The organism is Rhizobium sp. AN6A, from assembly GCF_900215635.1.
Taxonomy (GTDB): domain Bacteria; phylum Pseudomonadota; class Alphaproteobacteria; order Rhizobiales; family Rhizobiaceae; genus Agrobacterium; species Agrobacterium tumefaciens.
The window spans coordinates 490242-517165 of the sequence record NZ_OCNC01000002.1; the positions used below are offsets into that span (position 1 = coordinate 490242).

Annotated in this window: 25 protein-coding genes and 1 riboswitch; of the genes, 12 read left to right on the plus strand and 13 right to left on the minus strand. The window is 58.8% G+C overall.

Annotated features, from left to right (window positions below; translation table 11 throughout):
* Positions 1-25 precede the first annotated feature (25 nt).
* Both CRO62_RS03630 and CRO62_RS03635 read right to left on the minus strand, forming a co-directional pair.
* Positions 26-955 carry a sugar ABC transporter substrate-binding protein gene (locus tag CRO62_RS03630; RefSeq protein WP_003517083.1) on the minus strand — a complete coding sequence of 310 codons (930 nt, stop codon included), beginning with the start codon at positions 953-955 and terminating at the stop codon, positions 26-28.
* Positions 956-1086: 131 nt separating this feature from the next.
* The gene (locus tag CRO62_RS03635) at positions 1087-2067 is read right to left on the minus strand and encodes an ABC transporter permease (RefSeq protein ID WP_003517084.1); all 981 of its coding nucleotides are present in this window, start codon (positions 2065-2067) and stop codon (positions 1087-1089) included.
* A 437-nt stretch (positions 2068-2504) separates the two neighbouring features.
* Between CRO62_RS03635 and CRO62_RS03640 the strand changes: the two genes are divergently transcribed.
* The 5 genes from CRO62_RS03640 (at position 2505) to CRO62_RS03660 (ending at position 7645) form a co-directional block, all read left to right on the plus strand.
* Positions 2505-3314, plus strand: coding sequence for a transketolase (locus tag CRO62_RS03640; protein WP_097099223.1), 810 nt, complete (start codon positions 2505-2507; stop codon positions 3312-3314).
* Positions 3314-4270, plus strand: a complete 957-nt coding sequence (locus tag CRO62_RS03645; protein WP_097099224.1) for a transketolase family protein — start codon at positions 3314-3316, stop codon at positions 4268-4270. Before CRO62_RS03640 ends, CRO62_RS03645 begins: the two co-directional genes overlap by 1 nt.
* Before the next feature lie 116 nt (positions 4271-4386).
* The gene (locus CRO62_RS03650) at positions 4387-5856 is read left to right on the plus strand and encodes an FGGY family carbohydrate kinase (protein WP_097099225.1); all 1470 of its coding nucleotides are present in this window, start codon (positions 4387-4389) and stop codon (positions 5854-5856) included.
* A 20-nt stretch (positions 5857-5876) separates the two neighbouring features.
* A complete protein-coding gene (locus CRO62_RS03655) occupies positions 5877-6830 on the plus strand; it encodes a sugar-binding transcriptional regulator (RefSeq protein WP_019565848.1) in 954 nt (317 codons plus the stop codon).
* Between the two features lie 29 nt (positions 6831-6859).
* Positions 6860-7645 carry an SDR family oxidoreductase gene (locus CRO62_RS03660; RefSeq protein ID WP_097099226.1) on the plus strand — a complete coding sequence of 262 codons (786 nt, stop codon included), beginning with the start codon at positions 6860-6862 and terminating at the stop codon, positions 7643-7645.
* A gap of 181 nt (positions 7646-7826) precedes the next feature.
* Here CRO62_RS03660 and CRO62_RS03665 read toward each other — a convergent pair whose 3' ends face one another.
* Together CRO62_RS03665 and CRO62_RS03670 are read right to left on the minus strand one after the other, a co-directional pair.
* Complete coding sequence (locus tag CRO62_RS03665) at positions 7827-8342, minus strand: flavin reductase family protein (protein ID WP_323455449.1); 516 nt, start codon at positions 8340-8342, stop codon at positions 7827-7829.
* 51 nt (positions 8343-8393) lie between these two features.
* Complete coding sequence (locus CRO62_RS03670; protein ID WP_097099228.1) at positions 8394-9779, minus strand: LLM class flavin-dependent oxidoreductase; 1386 nt, start codon at positions 9777-9779, stop codon at positions 8394-8396.
* Positions 9780-9973: 194 nt separating this feature from the next.
* Here CRO62_RS03670 and CRO62_RS03675 point away from each other — a divergent pair, with 194 nt between their 5' ends.
* Positions 9974-10963 carry a helix-turn-helix domain-containing protein gene (locus CRO62_RS03675; protein ID WP_097099229.1) on the plus strand — a complete coding sequence of 330 codons (990 nt, stop codon included), beginning with the start codon at positions 9974-9976 and terminating at the stop codon, positions 10961-10963.
* A 341-nt stretch (positions 10964-11304) separates the two neighbouring features.
* Here the strand turns inward: CRO62_RS03675 and CRO62_RS03680 are convergent, their stop codons facing one another.
* Positions 11305-12333 carry a methionine synthase gene (locus CRO62_RS03680; protein WP_097099287.1) on the minus strand — a complete coding sequence of 343 codons (1029 nt, stop codon included), beginning with the start codon at positions 12331-12333 and terminating at the stop codon, positions 11305-11307.
* Positions 12334-12358: 25 nt separating this feature from the next.
* Positions 12359-13336 (minus strand): DUF1852 domain-containing protein, encoded by a 978-nt coding sequence (locus tag CRO62_RS03685; RefSeq protein ID WP_097099230.1) that lies wholly within the window; start codon positions 13334-13336, stop codon positions 12359-12361.
* A gap of 102 nt (positions 13337-13438) precedes the next feature.
* Positions 13439-13652: riboswitch (cobalamin riboswitch) on the minus strand.
* A 707-nt stretch (positions 13653-14359) separates the two neighbouring features.
* Between CRO62_RS03685 and ggt the strand changes: the two genes are divergently transcribed.
* Together ggt and CRO62_RS03695 are read left to right on the plus strand one after the other, a co-directional pair.
* Positions 14360-16117, plus strand: a complete 1758-nt coding sequence (ggt, locus tag CRO62_RS03690; RefSeq protein ID WP_097099231.1) for a gamma-glutamyltransferase — start codon at positions 14360-14362, stop codon at positions 16115-16117.
* A gap of 295 nt (positions 16118-16412) precedes the next feature.
* Positions 16413-16643: a BrnA antitoxin family protein gene (locus CRO62_RS03695; RefSeq protein ID WP_097099232.1), complete on the plus strand. Its 231-nt coding sequence runs from the start codon at positions 16413-16415 to the stop codon at positions 16641-16643.
* A 77-nt stretch (positions 16644-16720) separates the two neighbouring features.
* On the opposite strand, the gene CRO62_RS03700 is transcribed toward CRO62_RS03695, so the two are convergent.
* Positions 16721-17647 (minus strand): LysR family transcriptional regulator, encoded by a 927-nt coding sequence (locus CRO62_RS03700; RefSeq protein ID WP_097099233.1) that lies wholly within the window; start codon positions 17645-17647, stop codon positions 16721-16723.
* Between the two features lie 116 nt (positions 17648-17763).
* Here CRO62_RS03700 and CRO62_RS03705 point away from each other — a divergent pair, with 116 nt between their 5' ends.
* The 3 genes from CRO62_RS03705 to CRO62_RS03715 all read left to right on the plus strand — a co-directional run bounded on the left by CRO62_RS03705 (position 17764) and on the right by CRO62_RS03715 (position 19885).
* A complete protein-coding gene (locus CRO62_RS03705; protein WP_097099234.1) occupies positions 17764-18300 on the plus strand; it encodes a hypothetical protein in 537 nt (178 codons plus the stop codon).
* 11 nt (positions 18301-18311) lie between these two features.
* Positions 18312-19298, plus strand: a complete 987-nt coding sequence (locus CRO62_RS03710; RefSeq protein ID WP_097099235.1) for an NAD(P)H-quinone oxidoreductase — start codon at positions 18312-18314, stop codon at positions 19296-19298.
* A 185-nt stretch (positions 19299-19483) separates the two neighbouring features.
* Complete coding sequence (locus CRO62_RS03715; RefSeq protein WP_323455465.1) at positions 19484-19885, plus strand: LysR substrate-binding domain-containing protein; 402 nt, start codon at positions 19484-19486, stop codon at positions 19883-19885.
* Between the two features lie 75 nt (positions 19886-19960).
* Here the strand turns inward: CRO62_RS03715 and CRO62_RS03720 are convergent, their stop codons facing one another.
* Entirely contained in the window at positions 19961-20827 is an 867-nt protein-coding gene (locus CRO62_RS03720; protein WP_097099237.1) for an aldo/keto reductase family oxidoreductase, read from the minus strand.
* Between the two features lie 117 nt (positions 20828-20944).
* On the opposite strand from CRO62_RS03720, the gene CRO62_RS03725 reads away from it, so the two are divergent.
* Complete coding sequence (locus CRO62_RS03725; RefSeq protein ID WP_097099288.1) at positions 20945-21880, plus strand: LysR family transcriptional regulator; 936 nt, start codon at positions 20945-20947, stop codon at positions 21878-21880.
* 228 nt (positions 21881-22108) lie between these two features.
* Here the strand turns inward: CRO62_RS03725 and CRO62_RS03730 are convergent, their stop codons facing one another.
* Genes CRO62_RS03730 through CRO62_RS03750 form a run of 5 tightly spaced genes read right to left on the minus strand, consistent with a single transcriptional unit; the run spans position 22109 to position 26923 of the window.
* Positions 22109-22420, minus strand: a complete 312-nt coding sequence (locus CRO62_RS03730; RefSeq protein WP_323455450.1) for a hypothetical protein — start codon at positions 22418-22420, stop codon at positions 22109-22111.
* Complete coding sequence (locus CRO62_RS03735) at positions 22417-23178, minus strand: SDR family NAD(P)-dependent oxidoreductase (protein WP_097099238.1); 762 nt, start codon at positions 23176-23178, stop codon at positions 22417-22419. Before CRO62_RS03735 ends, CRO62_RS03730 begins: the two co-directional genes overlap by 4 nt.
* A gap of 3 nt (positions 23179-23181) precedes the next feature.
* Positions 23182-24864, minus strand: a complete 1683-nt coding sequence (locus CRO62_RS03740) for an SMP-30/gluconolactonase/LRE family protein (protein WP_097099239.1) — start codon at positions 24862-24864, stop codon at positions 23182-23184.
* Positions 24861-25844, minus strand: a complete 984-nt coding sequence (locus CRO62_RS03745; RefSeq protein ID WP_097099240.1) for an NAD-dependent epimerase/dehydratase family protein — start codon at positions 25842-25844, stop codon at positions 24861-24863. The genes CRO62_RS03740 and CRO62_RS03745 overlap by 4 nt, the downstream gene beginning before the upstream one ends.
* Positions 25841-26923, minus strand: coding sequence for an ABC transporter ATP-binding protein (locus tag CRO62_RS03750; protein ID WP_097099241.1), 1083 nt, complete (start codon positions 26921-26923; stop codon positions 25841-25843). The genes CRO62_RS03745 and CRO62_RS03750 overlap by 4 nt, the downstream gene beginning before the upstream one ends.
* Between the last annotated feature and the right edge of the window lies 1 nt (position 26924).

Consider the following 26924-nt stretch of genomic DNA (forward strand, 5'->3'; position numbering starts at 1 on the left):
GCTGGAGTGCGCGGGGGCGGATGCATCAGGGGTGGTTGGCAATGAAGCCGTCGACGTTTTCCTTCGTCGTCAGCGTCGCCTCGGAGAGCTGCACGGCCGGAACCTTCTCGCCGCCGACGATCTTGACGGCCATCTCCACAGCCGTGCGGCCCATCTTCTGGGTCTGCTGCGTCGCTGTCACGTCAAAGACGCCGTTCTTCAGCGCCTCAAGCGCTGCCGTGTCGCCATCGAAGCCGCCAACGACGATCTTCTGCGAGGGGTTGGCGACCTTGATCGCCTGTGCCGCGCCGAGCGCCAGACCGTCTGCCTGGGCAAAGACGATGGAAACGTCCGGATTGGCCTGCAGCATGTTCTGCATGATCTGGAAGCCTTCATCCTGGCTCCACATGTTGGACCATTGTTCGGCAACGATCTTCACGCCGGAATTGGCCTTGACCGATTCCATGCAGCCCTTGGTGCGGTCGACTTCCGGTGTCGTGCCCTTCTGGCCATGAATGATGACCATCTTGCCCGAGCCGCCTGCCTGCTTGATGATGTAGTCGCAGACCGACTTGGCGGAAGCGACGGAATCGGTGGCGAGGAAGGTATCGCCCGGTGCGCCGTCGGCATTGCGGTCGATGTTGATGACGGGCACACCGGCCGCCTTGGCAAGCTTGACCGGAACGGTCGCCGCAGCCGCACCAGCCGGAATATAGATCAGCGCGTCGATGTTCTGCGTCAGGAGATCCTGGATTTGGTTAACCTGCGTCGGACCGTCGCCCTTGGCATCGACGGTGACGACGGTGATGCCGCGCGTCTTGGCTTCGGCTTCGACGGCCTGCTTGATCTGGTTGAAGAAGTTCGCCTGAAGATTGGCAACGGCAAGGCCGATCTTCTTGACTTCGGCGGCGTTGGCCGAACCGAGCGACAGGGCGAGAAGGGCGGCGGATGTCAGCAGAATGCGTGAAAATTTCATGATTATTCCTCCATTTGTTGATTTTGACCTTCGGGCAGATCAAACCTCCTCCCCTTCGGCCGCTTTTCACGCCTCCCATACCGGGAGGGTCGTCTATTGCGCGGACGGCTCATCGCCCTCCGCAGGCAAATTCAGCTTCTGCGCCGGCGCAATGTTTCAGCGCCCACAGCCAGCACGATAACCACACCGATGATGACCTGTTGCAGAAAGGGAGAAACATTGAGCAGGTTGAGGCCGTTGCGCAGCACACCGATGATGAGCACGCCGATCAGCGTTCCGCCGATGCCGCCGGCACCGCCCGAAAGGGAGGTCCCGCCGATGACGACAGCCGCAATCGTATCCAGCTCGTAGCCAAAACCGCTGGAGGGCTGCACCGAGTCGAGACGGGCTGCAAGAACGATACCCGCCAGACCGGCAAGAACCGCACAGGCAACATAGACGCAGATCGTCACCAGGGCGACGTTGATGCCGGCAAGTCGCGCCACTTCCGGGTTGCCGCCAACCGCATAGACGGTGCGGCCTTCGGAGCGGAAGCGCAGGAAAAGAAACGACACCAGAACAACGACCAGCATCAGCAGCACGGTCGCCGTCAGCACGCCGAAATGGCGGTCGATGGCCAGCATCATGAACCAGTCAGGGAAACCGACGATCTGCTGACCGTCCGTGATCATATTGGCAAGGCCGCGCGCCACCGACATCATGGCAAGCGTCGCGATGAAGGCCGGAACCCGGAAGGCAGTTACGAGAACGCCGACGACAAGGCCGCACGCTGCGGATGCGATGAGCGCCAGCATGATGGCCATTCCCATGGGCATGCCCGCGACATTTGCGGTCCAGCCCATAATCATCATCGAAAGCGCCAGCACCGAACCGACGGACAGATCGATGCCGCCGAGCAGAATGACGAAGGTCATGCCAACGGCCATGATGCCGAGCACGGTGATCTGGTCGAGGATGTTGAGACCGTTTCGAAGCGACAGAAAATTTTCGCTGGTGAAGGTCAGGAAGACACACAGCAGCAGCAGGCCCAAAAGAGGTCCGGTCGCACCGCTTAGCCAGGCAAGCGGGCTTCTGGTGTGCGTAACCCCCTCATTGCGTTCAAGCACGGACATGGCTCCTCCCAGTGGCTATCTTGCATTTTTTAAACCGATTAGAATAATTATTCATGCTCGGTGAAACATGCATAAGCCAGTTGAGAGAAACTTGTCAATAGGCTTGGAGGGCGGGACGGGCCTTGCGGGGTGATGGGATGGCGGCAGACCTGCGCCTCCCATCTCGTTCCGGTGCACATCGCAGAAATCCAGCGCAAGCGCGTCTGCGTGGCAAGGAGAGCCCTTTCACCCCAAGGGCTTGGGCTGAGCAGATTCCTGTTACGAGCCCAGGAATGAGGCGGGAGGTGCGCTTCATCATCAGCGCAAATGGAGCGACAGAAATAATTGGCACGGATTGAAACAGGACAATTCACAATTCCGGCTTGACAGAAACGCCACGTCTGCAATTATATAAACAGCTGTATAAATATTCACACGCATGTTTTGAAGAGGATCCCATGCAGCCCACAGAGCTAGAGCGCATTGCGCGCCAGATTCGCCTTCGCGACGTCCAGGCTGTTTTCGAAGCGGGTGCCGGCCATATCGGCGGCGAAATGTCGGCGATCGACATCATGACCGCCCTTTATTTCCGCGTATTGCGCATCTGGCCGGACGAACCGAAGAACCCTGCCCGCGACCGTTTCGTGCTGTCGAAAGGCCACACCGCCTGCGCGCTTTATGTGACGCTCGCCAAACGTGGCTTTATCCCGGAGGAGGAAATCTCGACCTTCCTTCAACCCAATTCCCGCCTCAATGGCCACCCCAACTGTAACAAGGTGCCGGGGGTCGAGACCAATACCGGCCCGCTTGGCCACGGGCTTCCAGTTGCCGTCGGAATGGCCAAGGCGGCCAAGCTTTCGGGAGCGGATTACCATACCTATGTCATGACCGGTGACGGCGAGATGCAGGAGGGCTCCAACTGGGAAGCCATCATGTCCGCCGCGCAGTTCGAGCTTAACAATCTGACGCTGATCATCGACCATAACCGTTTCCAGCAGGGTGCTGCGATCTCGGAAACAAACGACGTCGCGCCGCTTCGCCCCAAGCTGGAAGCATTCGGCTGGGAGGTGAGCGAAATCAACGGCAACGCGATGGAAGAGATCGTCCCGGCGCTCGAACATCGCGGCGACCGCCCGCATTGCATCGTCGCGCACACCAACAAGGGTCACGGCATTTCGTTCATGCAGGACCGCGTCGACTGGCACCACAAGGTTCCAAGCAAGGAACAATACGAAATTGCCGTCAAAGAACTTTCGGAGGCATTGTAATGAACGCGCCCGTAACTGCCGCCAAACTCTATGATTGCCGCGACGCCTTCGCCGAAACGCTGGAAGCGCTGGCCGCCGCAAACGACAGGGTCGTGGCCGTCTGCAACGATTCGGTCGGCTCCTCGAAGCTCGGCGGCTTCAAGTCGAAATTCCCCGAGCGCCTCGTCAATGTCGGCATCGCCGAACAGAACATGGTGGGCGTCGGTGCCGGCCTTGCCAATGGCGGCCAGCTTCCCTTCGTCTGCGGCGCATCCTGTTTCCTAACCGGTCGCGCGCTGGAACAGATCAAGGCAGACCTCGCCTATTCCAACGCGAATGTTAAGCTCATCGGCATCTCCTCGGGCATGGCCTATGGGGAACTGGGTCCGACGCATCACTCGATCGAGGATTTCGCCTGGACCCGCGTTCTGCCGAACCTGCCGGTCATTGCCCCCTGCGACCGCATCGAAACGGCCGCCGCCGTCAAATGGGCTGCGGACTATGCCGGCCCCTGCTTCCTTCGCCTGTCACGCGTCGGCGTGCCGGACCTTCTGCCTGATGGCCACGTCTTTGAACTCGGCCGCGCCAACCTGCTGCGCGAAGGTTCCGACATAACGCTGATCGCCAATGGCACGCTGACACACCGCATCGTCAAGGCCGCCGATATTCTGGCCAGTCGTGGCATCAAGGCGCGTGTGCTTAACATGGCAACCGTGCGCCCGATCGACGAGGCGGCCATCATTGCCGCAGCGAAGGAAACCGGCGCAATCCTGACGGCCGAAGAACATTCGATCTTCGGCGGTCTCGGCTCTGCCATCGCCGAAGTCGTGGTGGATCATGCCCCCGTGCCGATGAAGCGCCTCGGCGTTCCCGGCGTCTTTGCCCATACCGGCTCGGCAGAATGGCTGCTCGATGAGTTCGGCATGGCACCCGCGGCCATCGCGGAGGCTGCGGCAGCGCTGCTCAAGAGAAAGTAAGTTTCCTCCCAGGGTCGTCGCGTGTCTTCGGATGCGCGGCGACGCCCTTTTGCAATATCGTCGTTTAACCACCGCAAGGCTGAAACGAAAAAACTGCCGACGAAAGAACTCAAGTGATGCGCGCCATTCTGTCCATCGATCAGGGCACCACCAATTCCAAGGCCATTCTCGTTTCTGAAACAGGAGAATTGCTGGCGCGCGGTTCATCGCCGGTCGGCATCACCTATCCGCAGCCCGGCTGGGTGGAACAGGATCCGAACCGTATCTGGGCCTCGGTGCGCGAAGCGATTTCCGCCTGCCTGTCATCGGCACCCTCTGCGGTCAGCGTTGAAGCCATCGCCATTTCCAACCAGCGCGAATCTGTGACGATCTGGGACGGTGAAACCGGCAAGCCGCTCGGCCCGGTCTTGAGCTGGCAATGCCGCCGCACGGCGCAGGAATGCACCGATCTCATCGGCAAGGGACATTCCGAACGTGTCATGGCGCTGACCGGCCTGCCCATCGACCCGATGTTTCCCGGCGCGAAGATGCGCTGGCTGTTGGAGCGTGCGCCGAAGGGCCGCAGCCTTCGCCTCGGCACCATCGATAGTTGGCTGATCCACTGCCTGACCGGCGGCAAGGTGCATGCCTGCGACGCCTCCAACGCGGCCCGAAGCCAGGTGCTCGATCTCAACCGGCAGGTCTGGAGCGAAGAGCTTTGTGACCTTTTTGGCATCGACATCAACGCCCTGCCCGACCTGCGCGACAGCAGCGGCGACTTCGGCGTGACATCAGGTGTTCCCGGCATCAAGGACGGAACGCCTATTCTGGCTGCCGTCGGCGACAGCCACGCCGCCCTCTTCGGCCACGGCGCCTTCAATCCCGGTGACGGCAAGGTGACGTTCGGCACCGGCTCATCGGTGATGACGACGCTGCCGCATTTCATCGCGCCAGAGCGCGGCATCACCACGACAGTTGCCTGGAGGCTTCACGGCAAGCCGACTTTCGCGTTCGAGGGCAATATTCTTGTGTCTGCCGCCTCCCTGCCGTGGATGACGGACATTCTCGGCCTGCCCGATGTCGCCTCTCTTGTGGAGCTTGCCGCTACCGCTGAACCAGATGGCCCCGGTTTTGTCCCGGCCTTTGTCGGCCTCGGCGCGCCCTATTGGGATTCCAATTGCCGCGCGCTATTTTCGCAGATCAATTTCAGCACAAGCCGCGCGCAGATGGCCCGCGCCGTTACCGATTCCATCGCCTTTCAGGTTTATGACGTCTTCTCGACCATGCGCGCGCAGTCGCCCTCCGGCTTCGGACAGCTGTTCGTGGATGGCGGGCCGAGCCAGAACCGTTTCCTGATGCAATGCGTTGCCGACATGCTGGACCACCCCGTCATCCAGCGTGACGCGCCGGAAGCCTCCGCGCTTGGCGCGGCCTATCTTGCCGGCCTCGCCCTCGGTCTGTGGAGCGATCTCGACGCCATCGCCGCGCTCAACAGTCACGGCAACGCCATCGCGCCTTCGCCCAGTGACGGCAGGCAACGGCTTGCCGTCTGGCGCGACGCGATTGCGCGCTCGACGTTACCTGTGACGTCGGGTAAGGGTGAATAAAAATTCACCCTGGAGGGCTTATGGGCAGGATCAACGAACTTCGGATGATATCCCGCGTGGCGCAGATGTATTTCAGCGAGCACAGGCGGCAGGCGGAGATTGCCGAACATCTCAATCTTTCGCAGGCCACTGTCTCGCGCATGCTGAAGCGTGCCGAAACGGAAGGTATCGTGCGCACCAGCATCATTCCGCCGCCCGGTACCTATAGCGATCTTGAAGCACAGCTTCGCGAACGCTTCGACCTGCCGGAAGCCATTGTCGTCGATTGCAGCGAAGACCGCGACGGCGCGATCATGGCCCGCATCGGCGAGGCGGCCGCGCATTTTCTCGAAGTGACGCTGTCGCAAAACGAGATCATCGGCGTTTCCAGCTGGAGCCAGACGATCTTCAAGATGGTGGAAAACATCCATCCGCTGAAAGGCGCCAAAGCGCGTTATATCGTCCAGACGCTGGGCGGCATGGGCGATCCTTCCGTGCAGACGCACGCGACCCAGATCACCACACGGCTGGCGCGACTGACGGAGGCCGAACCGAAATTGCTGCCGGTCCCCGGCGTCGCCACCTCTCGCGAGGCGAAGCTTTTGATGCTGGCCGATCCCTTCGTGCGCGAAACCATCGATCTTTTCGGTTCGATCACGCTCGCCATCGTCGGTGTCGGTGCCGTCGAGCCATCGGAGCTTCTTGCCCGTTCCGGCAATATCTTTTCCGCCAAGGAGCTTGCCGATCTCGCACAGGCGGGCGCCGTGGGCGATATTTCGCTCAGGTTCTTCGACAAGGACGGCAAGCCCGTCAAGACACCGCTCGATGACCGGGTCATAGGCCTTCCGCTGGAAAACCTCTCCAATGTCGACCGCGTCATTGCACTCGCCGGCGGCTCGAAAAAGACCGAGGCGATCGCCGGTGCGCTCAGAACCGGCGTGATCGATGTCCTCGTCACCGACAAATTCACCGCCGAACGACTGGTCGGCACATAAACATAGCCGTTATCCCATAAGGAGGAGACATGAGGCGCTTTGAAGGTCAATCCGTATTCGTGACTGGAGGCAACAAGGGCATCGGTTACGGCATCGCCCGCCGTTTTGCCGAGGAAGGCGCGAAAGTCGCCATCGCCTCTATCGACAGGGACACCAATGACGCCGCCAAAAAGCTGGCGGACGAAACCGGCTCAGTCACCCATGGCGTGATCCTCGATGTGCGGGATGCGGCGGCGGTGCGCGAGGCCTATGGCGCAGCCGAAGAGGCAATCGGTCCGCTTTCCATCTCGGTCCAGAACGCCGGCGTCATTACCATTTCCAGGATCGAGGAACTGACGCAGGAACAGTGGGATTTCAACCTCGACGTCAACACGAAGGGCGCGTTCCTGTGCTGCCAGGAGGCGATTCGCCGCTTCCGCGCAAGTGGCACCAAGGGCCGCCTGGTCAACACCGCCTCCGGCCAGGCCCGTCAGGGTTTCATCTATACCCCCCACTACGCCGCTTCAAAATTCGGCGTCGTCGGCCTGACGCAAAGTCTTGCCAAGGAACTTGCGCCCGAAGGCATCACCGTCAACGCCATTTGCCCCGGCATCATCCACACCGAAATGTGGGATTATAACGACCGCGTCTGGGGCCAGATGCTAGGTGACTACAAGCCCGGCGAACTCATGGCCGAATGGGTGCGCAACATTCCAATGCGCCGCGCCGGAACGCCCGCCGAAGTGGCGGCCCTGGTGGCGTTTCTCGCCTCCGACGATGCGGCCTACATCACCGGCCAGACAATTAATGTCGATGGCGGGTTGATCATGTCGTAGGACGTCTATGTCCTCTTGATCCGCCCATTCTTGAGCCATCGAAAACAGGTGTTATTGCGAAAATGGTGGTGAGATCGACCTTTAATCCACCACCTTCTCGCCTGTTATTGCTTCCCTCACCCTAACTGAAACCCCAAGGATAATCGTGGAAAAACCCGCCGGGAAGAAACTTTGTGTGGCGTTATGCAAATAGCGGCAGCGTCGTCATGTTGCGTTCGAAATACAAGAGAGGAGAGCGACCCTTGTTGCCCTTCGCGAAATGAACGTTACACACAAAAATCGTGTGCGTTCCGGATTGATGCGCCTCGTGAACTGAACAGCTGAAATGCGCGCATGCCCCTTCGAGCAAGGGCTGCCCCAATTCGTCCGATGTCCATTCTCCCAGTTCGAAGCGCTTCTCTGGCGGCACTTTCCCACCAAATGCCGCGGCGATTTCACTGTGCTCGTTGGAAAGGATGTTAAGGCTTAGCCGCCCGTTGTCTAGAATGGCCGCGTGCGCCGATGCCTTGGTATTCACGCAAACCAGCAGCCTTGGCGGCTCCTGGCAGACTGAGCATGCTGCGGTGACGGTCAGGCCTGCACGTCCTGCGCTGCCGTCCGTTGCCACGACCTGCACCGCAGCCGCCATCATCGCCATCGCATCTTTGAAACTCAGTGCATCCGCGCACTCTAGAGTATTTACCAACATTTTTTCCATCCATCGATCAGGGACAAATGAGGACCCGGACAAAGCCGGGTCCGTGGCGCCTTACTCGGCAGCGTCGAGGGACTGCCCGCTAAATGCGCTCCGATAGGAAGCGCCAGGATGATTTTCAGGGAGAAGCGATCCCCGCCCGAAAAGCTTGTCGCGGAGCGTTCCTTCCGCATATTCGCCTTGTGCAAGCCCGCGTTGTTGAAGAACCGGCGTGACGTGATCGATAAAATCAACGAACGTATCAGGGTGAAGTTGGCATATCATGTTAATGCCATCGACACCTGCATCCTGCCACTGCTCCAGTTCATCCGCGATTGATTCGGGAGTTCCCACGATACGGCAATTGTAGGAGAGTGCATTTGCCAGATCCTTGACAGTTGCCTTCTCGCCCTCGGGCTTGCCCATCTCGATCATGCGGGCATAACCCTGCAATCCATCCAGGCCCGACTCGTCGATCGGCTTGTCAGGATCCATGTTTGAAAGATCGACTCCCATGTCGCGGCTGACATGCGCGGCCAGCCCCTCATAGCTGACCCATTCGTCGATTTCCTTCGCCTTGCGTTCTGCTTCATCCATCGTGCTGCCGACGACGAAGGACAGTCCCTGGATGAACTTTAGATCGTCAGGGCCCCGCCCTGCCTGGCTGGCCACTTGCTTGGTGCCCGCGATGCCGATACGGGCTCCGTTCACATTTGGATAGAGGACGAATGTTCCTTCGGCATGCTGCGCCGCAAACTGGCTTCCGCGCTTCGACGCGCCGGCCTGATATAACATCGGCGTGCGCTGTGGCGAGGGGCTGACGAGATGCGGCCCCTGAACCCTGTAGCGCTCGCCCTGATGGTTGATGCGGTGCACCTTGGTATGGTCGCTGAAGACGCCGCTTTCCCGGTCCGCAATCATTGCACCTGCATCCCAGGACCCCTCCCAGAGCTTATAAAGCACATCCATGTATTCATCCGCCCAGTCATAGCGCTGATCGTGGGGGACGATCTTGTCGAAGCCGAAATTCCGTGCAGCGTTGTCGGTCACGCTCGTGACGATGTTCCAGCCGATGCGGCCGCCGCTGATGTGATCGAGGGTCGATGCCTTCTTGGCAAACGCGAATGGGTGTTCGGAAAGAAGCGAACTCGTAAAGACAAGCCCCAGATCCTTCGTCACGCCTGCCAGAGCAGCGCAGAGCGTGAAGGTGTCGTTGCAAGGCATGTGAAGGCCTTGCTGGAAGTATGTATCCCATTTCCCGTCATAGGCGGGATCGACACCCAGGATATCGGCAAAGAAGATCGCGTCGAATTTGCCCTGCTCCAGCTTCTTGACGAGGTTGGCCCATGTTGCGAAATCGTTGAAATTGGCCAGTTCATTTTTCGGATGCCGCCACGTTCCATGATAGATGTGCGAAGGGACGTTCATGGTAAAACAATTGAATATCAGACGCTTGCGCATAGCTTCTCCTGTTTGTTGTCTTTGTTCCCGGAAACAAGCTTATGCCGCAACGCAACATGCGTCTTGGCTCACAGTGAACAGTTTCTGTGCGCAAAGTGACACTGGCCATAAAGGTGTTCATCATCTTCATGCCCGAAGACTGCGGAATGGCCCAGGTTCGGGTCGATCGTCCCAGCAGACGATGATTGCTTGGCATGTTTTTTGCCTCACCATTGCGACAATCGTCGCTGACGGAGGCGCTGGAAATGACTGTCTGGAACGCAACCGAATTGCCGCAGAAGGACCGTTTCCCTTTCTGGAAAGAGGTGCTCTGCCAGGAATACGTCGCTTTGAACTCGACAACAGAAGGGCATGCCCCGTTTTTCGGCCACGTTCGTGCCAAGCTGCTAAACTCGATCAACGTCACGACAATTTCGTCGAGCAGGCAAAAAATTCATCGCCGCAGGCAGGAAATCAGCCGAATGCCCGAACAGGTGTACTTCCTCAATCTACAAGTGGAAGGTCACTGCCGGATGATGCAGAACGGCAGGGAAGCGCTTTTGCAGCACGGTGATTTCTCGATCGTCGATTCGACCGAGCCATATATCAACGACTACTGCAGCGACAGTTGGACCCAGCATTCGTTCCGCATTCCCAAGGCAATTCTGCAGCCTCTTCTGAAGCAACCCGACAGACTGATGGCCACTAAAATAAGCAGCAGTGCTCCACTTGCGCGTCTTGCGACAGACTATCTGTCATCGATTGCGATGAATGCCGAGCATCTAGACGCCGCCGCGTCCTTTTCCATCACCAACCATTTGGTGGAACTGGTTGCGTTGGTTCTCGGCGTATCCGATCGCGAGGGAGACCGAGCCAGGGGGACATTGCGCAATCAGCTCGCTTTTTCCCTGATCAATTACATCACTTCGCATGCGGCAGATCCGGCGCTGACACCGGCGAAGGCAGCCGAACATTTCCGCATTTCGGTTCGCTATGTTCACCGACTGCTGGAAGACAACGGCGAGACATTTAGCCAGTTTCTGCTTCGGCAAAGGTTGCAAAAATGCGCGAACGATCTCCGTGCCAAAGGTGGCGGCTCTATTGGAGAGATCGCTTTCCGATGGGGGTTCAATGACCTCTCGCATTTCAGCCGGTCGTTTCGGAACCAGTTCGGTGTCGCGCCACGCGAATATCGAGTGCAGTAGTGCAAAGCAAGCAGCACCCATTTGACGTATACGGGTTCGTGGACGGTGGATAGCGACGGAATTACCATGGCAAGCGACTTGTCTTACGCCTTGAAAGGATGAAAACCGTCACATCCTCAGTTGATGGGGAATGAATGTGTAAATTTTCTAATCTGGCAACGTCCTGCTCTTCGGAATGGCCGGCTTGAGCAGGCGGTCTTGGCAGCTTCGCGCCAAGACGCGGACATCCTTCGAAGCCTTAAGGATGATCCGCGCCATGACCTTATAGCCCATTCGTAAGTGTCGCGATGGGCGCGGTGGCGGCGAACGGCTGCCATCCGCAGGTTCAGACTATCAAAAAATTAAACAGTGAGCTCTCTCCGGACGATCTCAGCTCCTGCGCTCAAGGAATTCAGCTTGCCTCTTGCCACACGACGAGACAGGGGGGCCATGCCGCAATTGGTGCAGGGGCAAAGTTTATCTGCGTCGACAAACTTAAGCGCCTTGCGCAGCGTTGCAGCGACTTCCTCCGGGGTTTCGATGGTATCGCTTGCCACATCGATGGCCCCGACCATCACTTTCTTACCTCGAACAAGTTCCAGAAGATCCATTGGAACATGAGAATTGTGGCATTCGAGTGAGATCATACCGATGCCGGATTTCTGCAGCTTGGGGAGAGTTTCCTCATACTGCCGCCATTCTGACCCGAGTGTCTTTTTCCAATCCGTATTGGCCTTTATGCCGTAACCGTAGCAGATATGGACGGCGGTCTCGCACTTCAGCCCTTCAATTGCCCTGTCCAAAGTGGCGACACCCCAGTCATTCACATCGTCAAAGAAAACGTTGAAGGCAGGTTCGTCGAACTGGATAATATCGACGCCGGCAGCCTCCAATTCCTTTGCTTCCTCGTTAAGTATCCCGGCAAATTCCCAGGCAAGCTTTTCACGGCTCTTATAATGGCCGTCAAAGAGAGTATCGATCATCGTCATCGGACCCGGCAAAGCCCATTTGATGGGTTGTTTGGTCTGTTGACGCAAAAACTTGGCGTCTTCGACGAACACGGACTTCTGGCGAGACACGGCGCCGACGACTGTCGGGACACTCGCATCGTAGCGATCGCGAATTCTGACGGTTTCGCGTTTTGCAAAATCGACCCCGTCGAGGTGCTCGATGAAAGTCGTGACGAAATGTTGGCGTGTTTGCTCGCCATCACTGACGATGTCGATGCCGGCCTGTTGCTGATCGTCCAGTGAAAGGCGCAGGGCGTCTCTTTTACCTTCCAGCAATTCCTCGCCCTCCAGTTTCCAGGGCGACCACAGTTTTTCGGGCTGCGCAAGCCAGGAGGGTTTCGGCAGGCTGCCGGCGGTCGATGTGGGGAGAAGTTTCTTCACGATGGGGACCTCTTCTAAGTGATGATCAGGCGGGGCAGTGAGCAAACAATTGCTCAAGGACGGCGCGGTATGGGTTGATGAAGTGTTTTTCGGTGAACTTGCCCTGATCCACCGCCAAGCGATTTCGTTCGTCGCGGTCGTAGATGATCCGGGTCAGCGAATAGTCCTGGTGCTTTAGGTTGGGCTGGTAAAATGTCCCGGCTGCTGCGTTCGCATTGTAGATTTCGGGGCGATAAATTCTCTGAAACGTTTCCATCGTGCTGATGACGCCGATTAGCTCAATATTGGAGTAGTCGCCCAGCAAGTCCCCAACAAAATAGAACGCCAGCGGCGCAACGCTGCCCGCAGGCATAAAGTAGCGAACCTGCAATCCCATTTTCCCGAAATACTGGTCGGTGGACGAGAACCCATTCTGCCGGTATTCGACGCCCATCACGGGGTGATGATTTTCGGTCCGGTAATAGGTCTTGCTGGTCGAGGCGCTGATGCAAATGACCGGCGGCTTGCGAAAGTGCGAACGGTAGGCATCCGACCGCAGAAAAGACTTGAACAGGTTTCCATGCAGGTCGCCGAAGTCGGCCGGAATGCTGAAGGCAGGAACGCCCTTGTTATGCTCCGGCAGCACAATGCTGAAGTCGTAGTCCCGCACATAGGAGGAGAAGTTATTCCCCACAATGCCGTCGATACGTTCACTGGTTTTGTGATCGATGATCGTCGTCTTCAGTATCTCGATGAGGGGAAATTTTTCACCTGCAACATCGAAGCTCATGTCGACCGAAATGATCTCCAACGCTACCGAGTATCGGTCCGATTTGGGATTATCCCAGTGCGCGAGGGCGTTGAAGCGGCTATCGATCATGCGCAGGACATTGCGCAGGTTCTCCTGCCGCTTTTCGCCCCTGGCCAGATTGGCGAAATTGGTGGTGATGCGCGTATGTTCTGAAGGACGATAGTCCTCATCGAAGGGTACGCTCGTGATCGTAAAAATGCAGGTCTGAGACATGTTGTGCCCCTATAAAGTTGGGGGCATGGGTCTGCGGACGCATAGCAAGACAGGCCGCAACAATGCAGCCTTTGCTACGGCACACTGGGACACCCCGCCCGTGGACGTTATTTCACCAAAGGCAGGTCTCCTGGCTCACGGATCATCACTTCCGTCCGTCTTCCCGGGGTAAACCAGTGACATATTGGACTTCAGCTCGCCGCTTACAGTTGCGGGGGCAGCGTCGGCTTTTCCGCATAACACGGAGCACCGACTTCCCTCTTAGCCCCGGCACGTTGCGTGCAACGACTGGGGAACCTTAGGCGTGATGACCATATTGTAAGCCACGTCATCGGTCAACATCATATAACGATATCTTTATGTCCTTAAGTCTGCGCTGCATCGTAGGTTCTGACCGAATAGATTGCATTCGGCGGTATCAGACGATTCTCACATACGCGGACCTGGCCGTGGCAAACTAAAGATGAATCGTCGACTGTCGGTTCGATTCCGACAAGCGCAGGTAAGCGTGCGTGATGACAGCTTCCGGGCAATAGTAGACGTCTCACGCCACGCAGTTGAAAGGATCAGAACCGGCGACGCCGTTATTAAAGCAGATGCGTGGAGACAACAGCGCCTGCATTTATTGCCCTTTCGCTCCATTCGATGTCAGTAGGCTTTAGCTCCTTCCGGTTTCCTGAAGAAGGCAGAGAAGTCCGCCGCCATATACCAACTCGACAGGCTTGTCGGATGGGAATGAGCAGATTTCCGTTTTCCAACGATAGGTCGACCCTTCGACATGATGGACATGCGGCGAAACAGCCACCATAGTGCCGAAAAAGAGCGGCGCGCCAGACAGACGCTCAATAGCGGGGCGAGCCAACGGACGGGGCTGAAATACCGGTGAAGGCCGAAGCTTTGCAGCAGTGAAGGAAGAGTTCTAAAAGTGGCCGTGCCGTGGTCGATAAAGGTTCGGCCTACCTGCTGGCTCAGTTGAATGCCCTACTACATTAACGAGTTGTACGTCGCTGGAGGATTTGGCTGATGAAAATGAGATTTCTCAGTGAGGGATTTTTCGCCCTGATGCTTTCCACCGCGGTCGCCTCCGCGCAGCAGGCGTCCGACACGGTGGCGCCCGAAAAAGCGACCGATATTGCGACTGCCAAACGCATCGAGTCAAAGAGCTTCATGGTAGCGGCGGCCAATCCGCTGGCGACTGAGGCAGGGCGTGATGTGATCGCCAGGGGCGGCAACGCCATCGATGCAATGGTGGCGGTGCAGGCCATGCTCGGCCTCGTTGAACCGCAGAGTTCCGGACTCGGTGGGGGTGCCTTCCTGGTCTATTACGACGCAAAAAGCAGCAAGCTGACGACATTTGACGGCCGCGAGACCGCGCCGATGGAAGCCACGCCAAAGCTCTTCCTGGATGACAAAGGTCAACCGTTAAAATTCATGAACGCAGTGGTCGGCGGCCGCTCTGTTGGCACGCCGGGAACGGTGCGACTTCTGGAGGAAGCCCATAAACGCTATGGAAAGGCGGAATGGGCAAGCCTCCTGAAGCCGGCCGAAACGCTGGCTACCGAGGGCTTTAAGGTGTCGCCGCGTCTTGCCTCCCTGATCGCGTCCGAGGGGGACCGGTTGAAGAAATATACAGAACCCCGGTCCTATTTCTTTGACACCTCCGGGGCCGCCCTGCAGGCCGGTGCTCCTTTGAAGAACCCGGCCTATGCCGAGACGCTTGCGGCGCTCGCCAAAGGCGGCGCCGATGCCTTTTACAAGGGGCGAATTGCCGAGGCGATCGTCAAGACGGTGCGCGAGGCGGCCGACAATCCCGGCGTGCTGTCGCTGGCCGATCTTTCCAACTATCGGGTCGTCGAGCGCGAGCCGGTCTGCTTTGTCTATCGTGCTCTTGACGTTTGCGGCATGGGCCCGCCGTCGTCGGGCGGAATCGCGATCGGCCAGATGCTCGGCCTAGTGGAGAATTTTGATCTCAAGACGCTTGGGCCAAAAAATGTCGACAGTTGGCGCATTATCGGCGACGCCCAGCGTCTCGCCTTCGCCGACCGCGAGCGTTACGTCGCTGATACCGATTTCGTGCCGCTGCCGATCAAGGGCCTGTTGGACAAGACCTATTTGGGCGAGAGGGCAAAGCTGCTCGACGGCGATAAGGCGTTGACCAACGATGCCGTCAAGGCCGGCGAGCCGGAATGGAACCACGCGCTGCTTTTCGGCCGGGATGCGGCGATCGAGTTGCCCTCCACAAGCCATTTTGTCATCGTCGACAAGGACGGAAACGTGGTCTCGATGACGACAACGATCGAAAGCGGCTTCGGCTCGCGTCTGATGACGAACGGCTTCCTGCTCAATAATGAGTTGACGGACTTTTCCTTCAAGACCCATGAAGGCGGTCTGCCGATCGCCAACCGCGTTGAGCCAGGCAAACGACCGCGCTCCTCCATGGCCCCGACGATCGTGATGAAGGATGGCAAGCCGCTGCTCGCCATCGGTTCGCCGGGCGGCAGCCAGATCATCGGCTATGTAGCGCAGGCGCTGATCGCCTATATCGACTGGGGCATGCCTGTAGAGGCGATCGTCTCCCAGCCGCATCTCATCAACCGCTTCGGCACCTACGACATCGAGGCCGGTACAAGCGCGGAAGGTCTGGCAAGGCCACTGAAGGCGCTGGGTTACGAGGTGAAACCGGGCGAGATGAATTCCGGTTTGCATGCCATCGAGATAACCGCCGAAGGTTTGATCGGCAGCGCGGATCCACGACGCGAGGGAGTGGCGGCAGGGGAATGAAACGCCCCGCCTGCGGAAAGGGCATGAGAGTAGGTCAACACAAAGGGTGTGTGTTTCGCCAAGGGGCGCCAACACCTTGACAAGAACCTGCGGCCTCCTGACGCAATTGTGGATGAGGGTGCACGATCTCTTCCAGATTGCGCGGGGAGGCTGACCGGTTTATCGGCAGCAATTACGTTCTTCCGGCTAACCACTACACGTGGGTTGCGACCACCGCTGTGTTTGACATACAGCCTGCAAACAGAAACTGACAGGCTGCGCTGTTCGAGCGCACGACACAAGAGGATACAACACCATGGCAACATCCCGACGACCGTCCAATCCCAAAGACGCAGCCGAGGCGCTATTCAAAGCGGCAAAGAAGGTCGCAGCGCCGGCCGTTGAACGGCCTGCAATTCCCAACACCAAGGAGCTTGTATCATTGAAGATCGACAGCGATGTGCTCGCACATTTTCAGGCCGACGGTCCGGGCTGGCAAGAGCGCATCAACGATACCTTGCGAGCCGCAATCAATGCGTCCAATTAACCTCTTGAAAGATCCCGAACCCGTGCCCCGCCAATAGCCGCCGCTGCGTTTAGCCTGTTGCTGTGATGAGTTTTCGGTCAACAGGGATTGCAGCTCCACCGCGGCGGCGTCCCGATGTGGTCGTTGAGCGCCTCCGTAAACGCCCTGACTTTTGCAGACGGCACCTGCAGCGAACGGAGGAGGTAGATACCGGAAGGCCTTTCATTCCACCTTTCCCCCGCCAGCGAAAGGCGGACAAGATCACCGGCTTTTACGGAAGGACCAGAGACCCAGCTTGGTAGGAGCGCCACACCCATCCCTGCGATCGCAGCGCTGTTCAACGCTTCAAAATCATCGGAGCGGAAAGAGACCTGGCTGCATGCCTCACCGGCCGGGCATCCGAGAATGTCGAACCAGCCGAGTAGATCATTGCCATGAAGCTTGTCGAGGAGACGACAATGACGGAGAGCCCCTTCGTCTTTCGGCTCTCCGCACTGCTCTACATATTTACGGCTCGCCACAAGAATACGGTCAAGCGGGGCGAGCTTCGTGGCGATCAAGGAGCTGTCCGCCAGATCCCCCATCCTGACCACCAAGTCGAGCCGTTCGGCGACGGGGTCGGCCAGTCGTTCGGTGAGATCTAAGTCGACATGCAAACTCGGGTGCTGCTGCGCAAGAGATGCAAGAACAGGGATGACGTAGCGTTTTCCGAAGGTCGGGAAGCAAGCGATGCGAAGGGTGCCGCTGACCGCATTGTCGAAGGCTGCGACTTCCGCATGGGTGTCGGCCAGGTCATCCAGCAGGCGCTGAGCCCTATCGAAGAGATGGCGACCCGCGTCCGTCAACGACAAGGCACGTGTCGAGCGGACCAAAAGTGGAACGCCAAGGTCCTGCTCGAGCGCATCGATCTGCCGGACGACGGCGGAGGGGGTTACGGCACGACGCCGTGACGCTGCGGAAAAGCTTCCCGCGCGGACGACATCGACGTAGACGGCGAGATGTTCGGCGAACCTTGGGTCCTTCATCTTTGCCTACGACGCAAAACCGTTTCGACAAATCAGTTCGTTATCATCAGCATGCATCCGGCGCACATTCCTTCTCGTCAACGGGCGGTCGCCCAACAAACAGAAGGAATACTATGATGGTTAAGGTCCTCGATACAATTCTCTCGCAGTCCGCCTATTCCGCAGAGATCGACGTCCCGTTCGAAAAAATCGATATCGCCGACTGGCTCTTCAACCTGGCGGAAGCCGAATACCTGCGCTGCTGCCCACCGGATCATATCGCTGCCGGCGTGACATGGACCGATGATGGTCGTCGGATGTCAATCAATGTCGAGCAAATCGGTTCTGGCCTCGTCGTGCAGCACTATGTGGCCGAAGTTGACGAGGCTGCCTATTGCCGCATGAACTCGATCTCCGACGTATTCACGGCCAGCGGCCACACCAAGGTCAACGTCGTCTGGGAGTTGATCGCCGAAAAGATCGATGAAAACAGGACCCGTTACACGAACCGGGTTACTGCGCATCCGACGGATGTCTTCATGGCATTTCTCGAAGAGCATGGCATCAGGTTCGAGGATGCCGCCGCTGCCCGGCAGGCCGCAGGTGGCGATCACAACAGCCGCGAGACACCGCTCTTTGCGGCAAGCATCGCTCGCCGGGCCCTCTCCAAGTAAGGGTAGCTCCGATGAAAGCAATCACATTCGCCAATTTCGGCAGCCCAGACGTGCTACACCTCGCAGAATATCCACTTCCCGAGATCCGGCCAGACGATATTCTCGTCAAGGTCATGGCGGCAGGCGTCAATCGCGCTGATCTTCTTCAGCGTGAGGGCGTCTATGGTTCGCAAGCTTATGGGGACAGCCCGATCCTTGGCCTCGAAATCGCCGGTGAAGTCGTGGCATCTGGATCTGAGGTTGTTGATTTTGCGGTTGGGGACCGTGTCATGGGCATCGTTGGCGGCGGTGCCTATGCCGAGTACGCACGCCTAGACAGCGGAATGGCAGCGATCATTCCGGACGGCATGTCTTTCATCGAGGCGGCGGCGGTCATGGAAAGTTTTGTCACCGGATGGGAGGCGCTCGCCAACCTCGGAAAAATTGCCAAAGGAGAAACCGTTCTTGTCCATGCTGCCGCCGGTGGCATTGGATCTGCTGCCGTTCAACTCGCAAAGGCGGTCGGAGCACAGGTGCTGGCAACCGCTTCGGCAGGTAACATTGAGAATGTGCTTTCGCTGGGCGCTGAGGCCGTTTTCGATTATCGACGTTCGGACTTTGAGGCGGAGGTCATCGATGCGACAGCCTCACGGGGTGTCGAGCTGATCATCGACTTCGTCGGCGGATCCTACCTTTCCCGCAACATTCGCAGTCTTGCGCCCGGCGGGCGGCTTGTCCAGGTCGGTCTCCTGGGACGCGACGACAACGCCATCATCCCGCTCGATCTCGTTCTTCACAACCATCTGCGGCTGATAGGGACTGTCATGAAGTCACGGTCGAGATTGGAAAAGAGAGCGATGGTTCGCCGATTTGCCGAGCAGCTTCTGCCGATGATGGGAGGAGAACTTCGACCGATTATTGGCGCCGTATACCCGCTCAAGGAAGCAGCGGAAGCCCATCGCCGAATGGAAGCCGGCGGGCTGTTTGGAAAGATCGTTCTGACTGGATTTCATCAATGAGGCAGGCATACTATGTGCATACCAACCGTCTTGAGAGGGTAGAACCTACGACCCTGTCGTTCAGTGGTTGCCCTTGCAGCAATCTTCCATCAGATCTACGTTTTGAACGATCACATGGTTGATCTTATCGAAGGCGGCTTCATGTAGCGATCCGCATCAGTGACCTGTCAGATTCGCGCCGCCTTCTGCCGCATCGGCTATGCTGCTATGCCTCGCCCGAATATCTGGCCGGGCGCAGCCCGCCGACCAATCCGGACCAATTGGAAGAGCACGAGACTGTCTGCTTGCTATACCAAAGTAGCGGCCAGTTGTTCCGCTGGCCTTTCCGCGTCGGGGTCAGGGAGGTGGAGATCGTGCCGTCCTCCGGCGTTATCGCCGACGCGAGCGAAGCCGTGCCTGCGACGATCGCAGCGGGTGCCGGCATCGGAATGGCAACCAGTTTAATGGCCAGCGGCTGGGTGAGGCGTGGAGCGCTTATGCCGGTACTGGCCGATTATGCGGTGGAACGGCACAATATCACGGCGCGGTGGCCCGAGCGCTGGCGGTCAAACCCGGCCGTCCGCGCCTCCTGGCGCGTCGCTGCCTAGGCAGCAATTGCCAAAAGCGGCCTTGAGGACAGATGACAACCTTTCGACTGATTCCTTAGCATTCTACAAGCGGCATTAGGCAGCAACCTTCTCCAGCTCCAACAGTGCCTCCGAGGGGAGCTCAATCGTGGCCACTGCGAGGTTCTCTCGCAGATGGCCGCGTGACGACGTGCCAGGGATCAGGAGAATGTTCGGCGATCGCTGGAGAAGCCAGGCAAGCGCCACCTGAATCGGCGTGGCGTTGAGCCGGATGGCCACGTCAGACAGGGTAGAGGATTGCAGCGGCGAGAAGCCGCCAAGAGGAAAGAACGGCACATAGGCGACCCCGCGGGAGGCGAGCGTGTCGATTAAGGCTTCGTCCTGCCGATGCGCAAGATTGTACTGGTTTTGCACGCAAACGATGTCGGTGATCTTTCCGGCGTCCTCGATCTGCTTCGCCGTAACACTAGACAGTCCGATATGCCGGATCAGGCCCTGTTGCTTCAAACCCGCCAGAACTTCAAGCGGCTCGTCCAATGAGCCTTCCGCGGGGCCGTGCACGTCGAACATAGCGCGCAGATTGACCACATCGAGCACATCGAGTCCGAGATTGCGGAGGTTGTCATGAACGGCCTGTGTCAGCTCCGCGCGCGAAAATGCCGGATACCACGAAGCGTCGGCGCCCCTGCCTGCGCCGACCTTGGTGACGATCACAAGGTCGTTGTCATAGGGATGCAAAGCTTCGCGGATTATCTCGTTTGTGACATGCGGGCCATAGAAATCGCTGGTGTCGATGTGGTTGACGCCGCTTTCCACCGCCTCGCGCAGGACGGCTATGGCCTCCGGACGATCGCTCGGAGGCCCGAAAACGCCCTTGCCTGCAAGCTGCATCGCGCCATAGCCCAGCCGGCGCACCGTATGATCGCCAAGCGTGAAGGTTCCTGAAGTTGCAATAGTGCTCATGGTCTATCTCCTTGTGTTTCTCGAAAATAGACAGGTGGCATATACGCTACAAGAAGCTATAATCCGGACAGATTGTCCGGAAAGATGGACAATCGGTTTGAACGTTTGGAGAGCAGGGTGTCGGATTTAACGGATCTGAATGCGTTTTTATTGGTGGCTAGATCCAAAGGTTTTCGGCAGGCCGCGCGCGAAAGTGGCGTCAGTTCCTCGGCGTTGAGCGATGCGGTGAAACGCCTGGAAGAAGACCTTGGGGTACGACTATTCAATCGCACCACCCGGAGCGTGCTCCTGACGGATGCAGGACGTCTTTTGCTGGAGCGCACCGGACCCGCATTCGCAGAGGTGGCATCGGCGCTCGACGAGGTAAAAAGCAGCCGCGGCCGCACCTCGGGGGAGCTCAGACTCAATGTTCCGATGAGTGCGGCAAGGCTGGTTCTGCCCCCGATCGTGCCGCCGTTCCTAAAGGCCTATCCGGAAATAAGGCTGGAAATCGTGACCGATGAGAATTTCGTCGACATCATAAAGAGCGGTTGCGATGCTGGCATCCGTTATGACGAACGGCTCGAGCAGGATATGGTGGCTTTGCCGATCGGACCACGCCAGCAGCGCTACGCCCTTGCCGCGTCGTCGCACTACCTTGCAAGAAGGGGCAAACCGCAACATCCACAAGACCTGCTTTCGCATGATTGTATTTTAGGCCGGTTTTCGGGGCGCGCCCTTCCATCTTGGGAGTTCGAACGCGAAGGGGAAGAAGTCGCCATAAATCCTAAAGGTAGCCTCGTTGTTCAGTTCGGGGGCGGCACCGATCTTGGCATCGACGCAGCCATTGCCGGTTCTGGCATGATTTATATTTTCGAGGACTGGCTAAGGCCACACTTCGACAGAGGAGATCTGGTACCGGTGATGGAAGAATGGTGGCTGCGGTTTTCCGGCCCTTTCCTCTACTATTCTGGACGGCGGCTTGTGCCCGCGCCTCTACGCGCATTTATCGATTTCGTGAGACAATCGCAAAAATCGCGTCTGCCGCCATCATGGCGCCCCTCGTGGAAGTAAGTCGCGGCTATGCGGGCGGCGAGGAATGGTCCGGCCTGCCCGGCCCCGATGAAGATTGCCTCCAACTCTCTCATGACCGCATCATCGACCGGGCAGCGAGACGGTCGCGACCGAAATGTTCAACAGGGCGCCGGTGTAGAGGCACGATCCAGAGATCGTCTTTTCGGGTTGTTTCGGATGCTGCAAATTTGACGGCGTAACACGCTGCCTGCCTCCGGGGGCAAGACCTCAATTATTTCCCGGAATACAAGTCCTTGCCGGGCATGCCGCAATGGCTGCAATCGCCAGATAGACCGACAGCTCATCAGCCAGTTCCGGTTGCCGGTCGGCTTCTGTCAGCAGCCATTTGTAGAGGTCGGGATGGAAATTGGTGCCCCCCCCCGTGAAACCACGCGATCCCGCTTTCATGACGTCAAACGCAATCGCCGCATTATCGGCGCTGTTGTTCGAATGACGACCTATCCAGACGATCACTGCAAAAATTGCTGGGCTAACGACTGCGTTTGGGACATTTTGCGTTTTCGGTATCCGCCCACTCAATAACCCCCGGTAAGAAAAATCGTTTCGCCCGTCATGAAACTACATGCCTCCGAGGCCAGGAAGACAGCTGCCCCCACCATCTCGTCGGGTTGTCCGGCCCGCCCCATCCAGTTCAGTGCGCTTACATATTCATTCCAGCCCTCCGGATCCTCAACGCGGCGGTGAGCGTTGCGGTCCGTATCGATGAGGCCGGGAGCGAGAGTATTGAGCAACACGTTATCGCGGGCATAATCTCTAGCCTGGCTTTGAATTAAATTGTGCTGTGCGGCCTTCGTCGCTGCATAAGCGGTAACGATGCTTTTGGGCCTCAGCTGATTGACTGATCCTATGGAGACGATCCTGCCCCATTTCCGAGCCGCCATCCGCGGCAGTGCCGTCTGCAGCATGTCGACCGTGGAGCCCAGATTGACTGCCAGTTGAAACGCCAGATCACCTGGTGTCAGCGCCGAGAGCGTGGCATTGATCTGGGCACTGGCGTTGATAACAAGGATATCAAGTGGTGCGATCGCCTCTGCTCGCTCGATAAGATCCCGACCGGCCCCGACTTCGGAGAGATCGCCAGCCAGATGATCCGCCGTTCCGCCGTGCGTAACTATCCGCTCGTGTACAGCCGCTGTGGCACCCGGCTTGACACCATGCAGGATGACATGGGCACCTGCCCCAGCCAACCCTTCGGCAATCGCGGCTCCTATCCCCCGACTTGAACCGGTAACGAGCGCCGCGCGGCCCTTCAGGCCAAAGATGTTTTCGAGGTTCATCCTTTATCCTTCGAACAATGAAACGCGCGCACCGGCAATCCCCGGGCGGCACAAAAACAGCCCGCCTGACAGAGGCGCGTCGGCGAGTGTGGAGGCCGGCAGGCGGGTACGGGCGCTGGTGATAAACAGCGTCGACAGATCCGGGCCACCAAAGGCGATGCTGGTGGGGCGCGGCACCGGCATCTCAATCACCTGGTCGAGCTTCCCGTTTGGAAGATAACGGCGCACGGACCAGCCATCCCAGATCGCACACCAAACCCCTCCTTCCGCATCCACCGCAAGACCATCCGGCCGGCCGTCAGCGACGGGAATGCGTGCGAATTCTCGGCACCCCGACAGCGTTCCGGTCGCGGGATCGCAATCATAGGCGTGGATGAGGCCGGGCACCGTATCAACGAAGTAGAAGGTTTTCCCATCCGGGCTCCAGCCGAGCCCATTGGAGACAACGATACCGCCTTCCTTGCGTTCGAACGCGCCATCGGTGTTGATACGATAAAGCGCACCAGTGGGCTTAGAGGCGTCAATCCTCATCGATCCCACCCAGATCGCGCCGTCCGGCCCGCATTTGGCATCATTCAAGCGGTTGTCGACGATGCCCGCCTCCGGGCTGACGAAGGGTGTGAGACGACCTGATGCAAAATCCAGCCATTCGATCCCATCCTGAGACGCCACAAGCAGACGCCCACCGCGAACCGGAATGACCGCGCTGACCAACTTCCCGGTCTCGCAGGTTTCGTTCCGGCCGCTCGCTGGGTCAAACCGGTGGACAGCGGGATGAAGAATATCGACCCAGTAAAGCGTATTTTCGCCATCGTGCCACACTGGACTCTCGCCAAGCTGTGCACCCCATGGCAAGACGCAACTCAGCTCGGCACTCGGGCGGCCCGTGACAGACCGGGGCCTTGGCCTGGAACTAATGGCGACGGCCCCGGCCGCACCCGTGATACGACGGGCGGCAGCAATCAATTCGCGCCCGGCGGGATGAATATTGGAGGAACTGAGCCGCGATGATGGGCCAAGCGCAACAAGCACGCCCATCGGCGTATTGTCGCGACCCATGACAGGGGCGGCCACCGAATTTACACCTGGCAGATGTTCCTCATAAGAAATCGAATAACCGCGTGCCCGGGTCAGCGTCAGGTCGGCCTGCAGCGCATCGAGCGTGGTGATGGTTTTCGGGGTCTGCACATCCAGCTTCAGACGGTCCAAGAGGGCACGGCCGACGGCGGGGTCCTGAAAGGCGAGCAGCGCCTTGCCGGGTGCCGTGCAGTGCAGGGGGACGCGGCGCCCTACCTCGACGCGCACAGAAAGACCATTCGGCGAACGCTCGGCCAGATATTGCGTCATCGTACCGTCAAGCCGGCACAGCGCAACCGTCTCCCCCAGTTCGGCCGCCAGCCGCTCGAGTTCCGGGGTCGCCGCCGAGACGAGATCGAAACTCTCCCAGACCTTATGGGACATTTCCAGAAAACGCTGGCCTAGAACATAAGTGCCACGGGCCGCATCCTGACGGACGAGGCCATAGGCGATAAGGGTGCGCAGGATGCGTGCAAAGGTCGGCTTCGGCAGGCCGGAGGCGCGCAACAACTCGGCAAAACGCAGCGGCTCCGGCGCATCGGCAACCATGTCGAGCAGGGTTAGCCCCTTGGCCAGCGCCGCCGTGCCGCCCGGCGTCTCGGGCTTCATCGCCTCTGCTCCTTCGCGAGCCGCCCCCGCCTTGCGGCCGCCGCGTCGTCCAGCATCCGGTCCATCGTCCATTCTGCTTCAAACCCCAAAGTGTTTCTGATCCGCTCGTTGGACGTATGGTAATAAACGCCGTCGCCGGGAAAATCGACTGTCACGATGGGAAGGCCGGTCAGCGCCGCGATCTTCGGCAGAAGCGCGGCGAAATCTGCCGGTTCATCGGCACCGAGATTGAAGGTTCCACCCGCCGCCTCGGGGTGATCGAGAGCGAGCAGAATGCCTGCCACCATGTCGCGCGTATCGGTGATGTGCATACGGAACGGTCGGCCGTTTTCATTGCGCGCCAGAATGTGCGACGGCTCACCAATATCCCGGGACTGCAGGAGTTTGGCGATGGCAACGTTCCCGAAATTCTGCTGCTGGCGAATGCGTGGCCGCAGGAAAAACCGGGGACCGGAAAAGAAACTCTCCTCGTCCAGCAGTTCCGCCGCATCCTGCGTATGCGAAAACCGCAGGATCACTGTTTCCATGGTGCCGCTTCGCTGGTGAAAGCGCACCAGCTCTTCGCCCAAAAGCTTTGTCAGACCGTAAGGAGAATTGGGGCAAAGCGGATGATCCTCGGTGACCGGCAGGAATTCCGGGCGGTTTTCCGGATAGACCTCGCCTGAGGAAGCGAAAACGAACCGTCGCACGCCAGCCGCTGAAGCCGCATCCAGAAGCCGGCGCGTGCCCTCGACATTGACAGCGAACATGCGATCGCGATCCGCCGGAGCCCAGGACATGAAGGCTCCCAGATGCAGGACGGCGCTCACGCCCTTTATGGCTTCGTACAGTGCCTGCACATCCTCAAGCGACCCGACGACGTCCTCGCCGACGGCTCCCGATGGCGTGAGATCAAAACCGCGAACGGTGCGGCCCTGTGCGCGCAAGGCGGCGACAACGGCACGGCCGACACGGCCGGCCGATCCGGTGACGAGAATCATAGCCGTGCTCCGGTCTTTGCATCGAAGAGATAAAGCTTGGCCGGATCGAAACCAAGCCGGAGCGCCTCGTTGCCAGGAAGGTTGCCGGTATGCGAGACGCGAGCGATCAGTCCCTTGGACTTGCCCTCCTCGCCATCGGCCACCCTTGCTCCTTCCGCGTCGAAATAGACGTATTTTTCCGATCCGAGGCTTTCCACCAGCGTCGGGTGAACATCGAAGGTGACCGGCGCATCGCCGAGAATGAGATGTTCCGGCCGCAGACCGACGATCACGCTGCCTTGGCGGCCAGCCGCGCCCGGCACGGAAACATGTTGCCCAAACAGAGTAACAGTGCCGTCACTCAGTTGCGCATTGAGGAAGTTCATGCCCGGCGAGCCGATGAAACCGGCAACGAAAAGATTGGCCGGGTTGTTGAACAGCTCGTCCGGTGCGGCAATCTGCTGGATGATGCCGCCCTGCATGATGACCACCCGGTCCGCCATGGTCATTGCTTCGACCTGGTCATGCGTCACGTAGACGGTGGTGACCCCTATGCGCTTGTGCAAAGCGCCGATTTCGGCACGCATATGGACGCGCAGCTTGGCATCGAGGTTGGACAGCGGCTCGTCCATGAGGAAGGCCTGCGGCTGGCGCACGATGGCGCGACCAAGCGCGACGCGCTGCCGCTGGCCGCCCGACAGATCCTTGGGCTTGCGATCAAGATAGGGCGTCACTTCCAGAATGCGCGCCGCATCGTCGACCCGACGGTCAATCTCATGCCTGTCCGTGCCGCGCATCTTAAGCCCGAAGCCGATGTTCTGGCGAACCGTGAGATGCGGATAAAGCGCATAGTTCTGGAACACCATGGCAATGTCGCGGTCCCCGGGAGCCAGATCCGTGACTTCATTGTCGCCGATGAAGATCTGCCCTTCGCTTGCCGGCTCGAGACCAGCAAGGATTTTCAACATCGTCGACTTGCCGCAGCCGGAAGGCCCGACCAGCACCACGAACTCGCCGTTCTCGATCTCAAGCGAAAAGGGCCTGAGCACGTTGAGCGCGCCATAGGACTTGCTGACGTTGCGAATGGAAATATTGGCCATG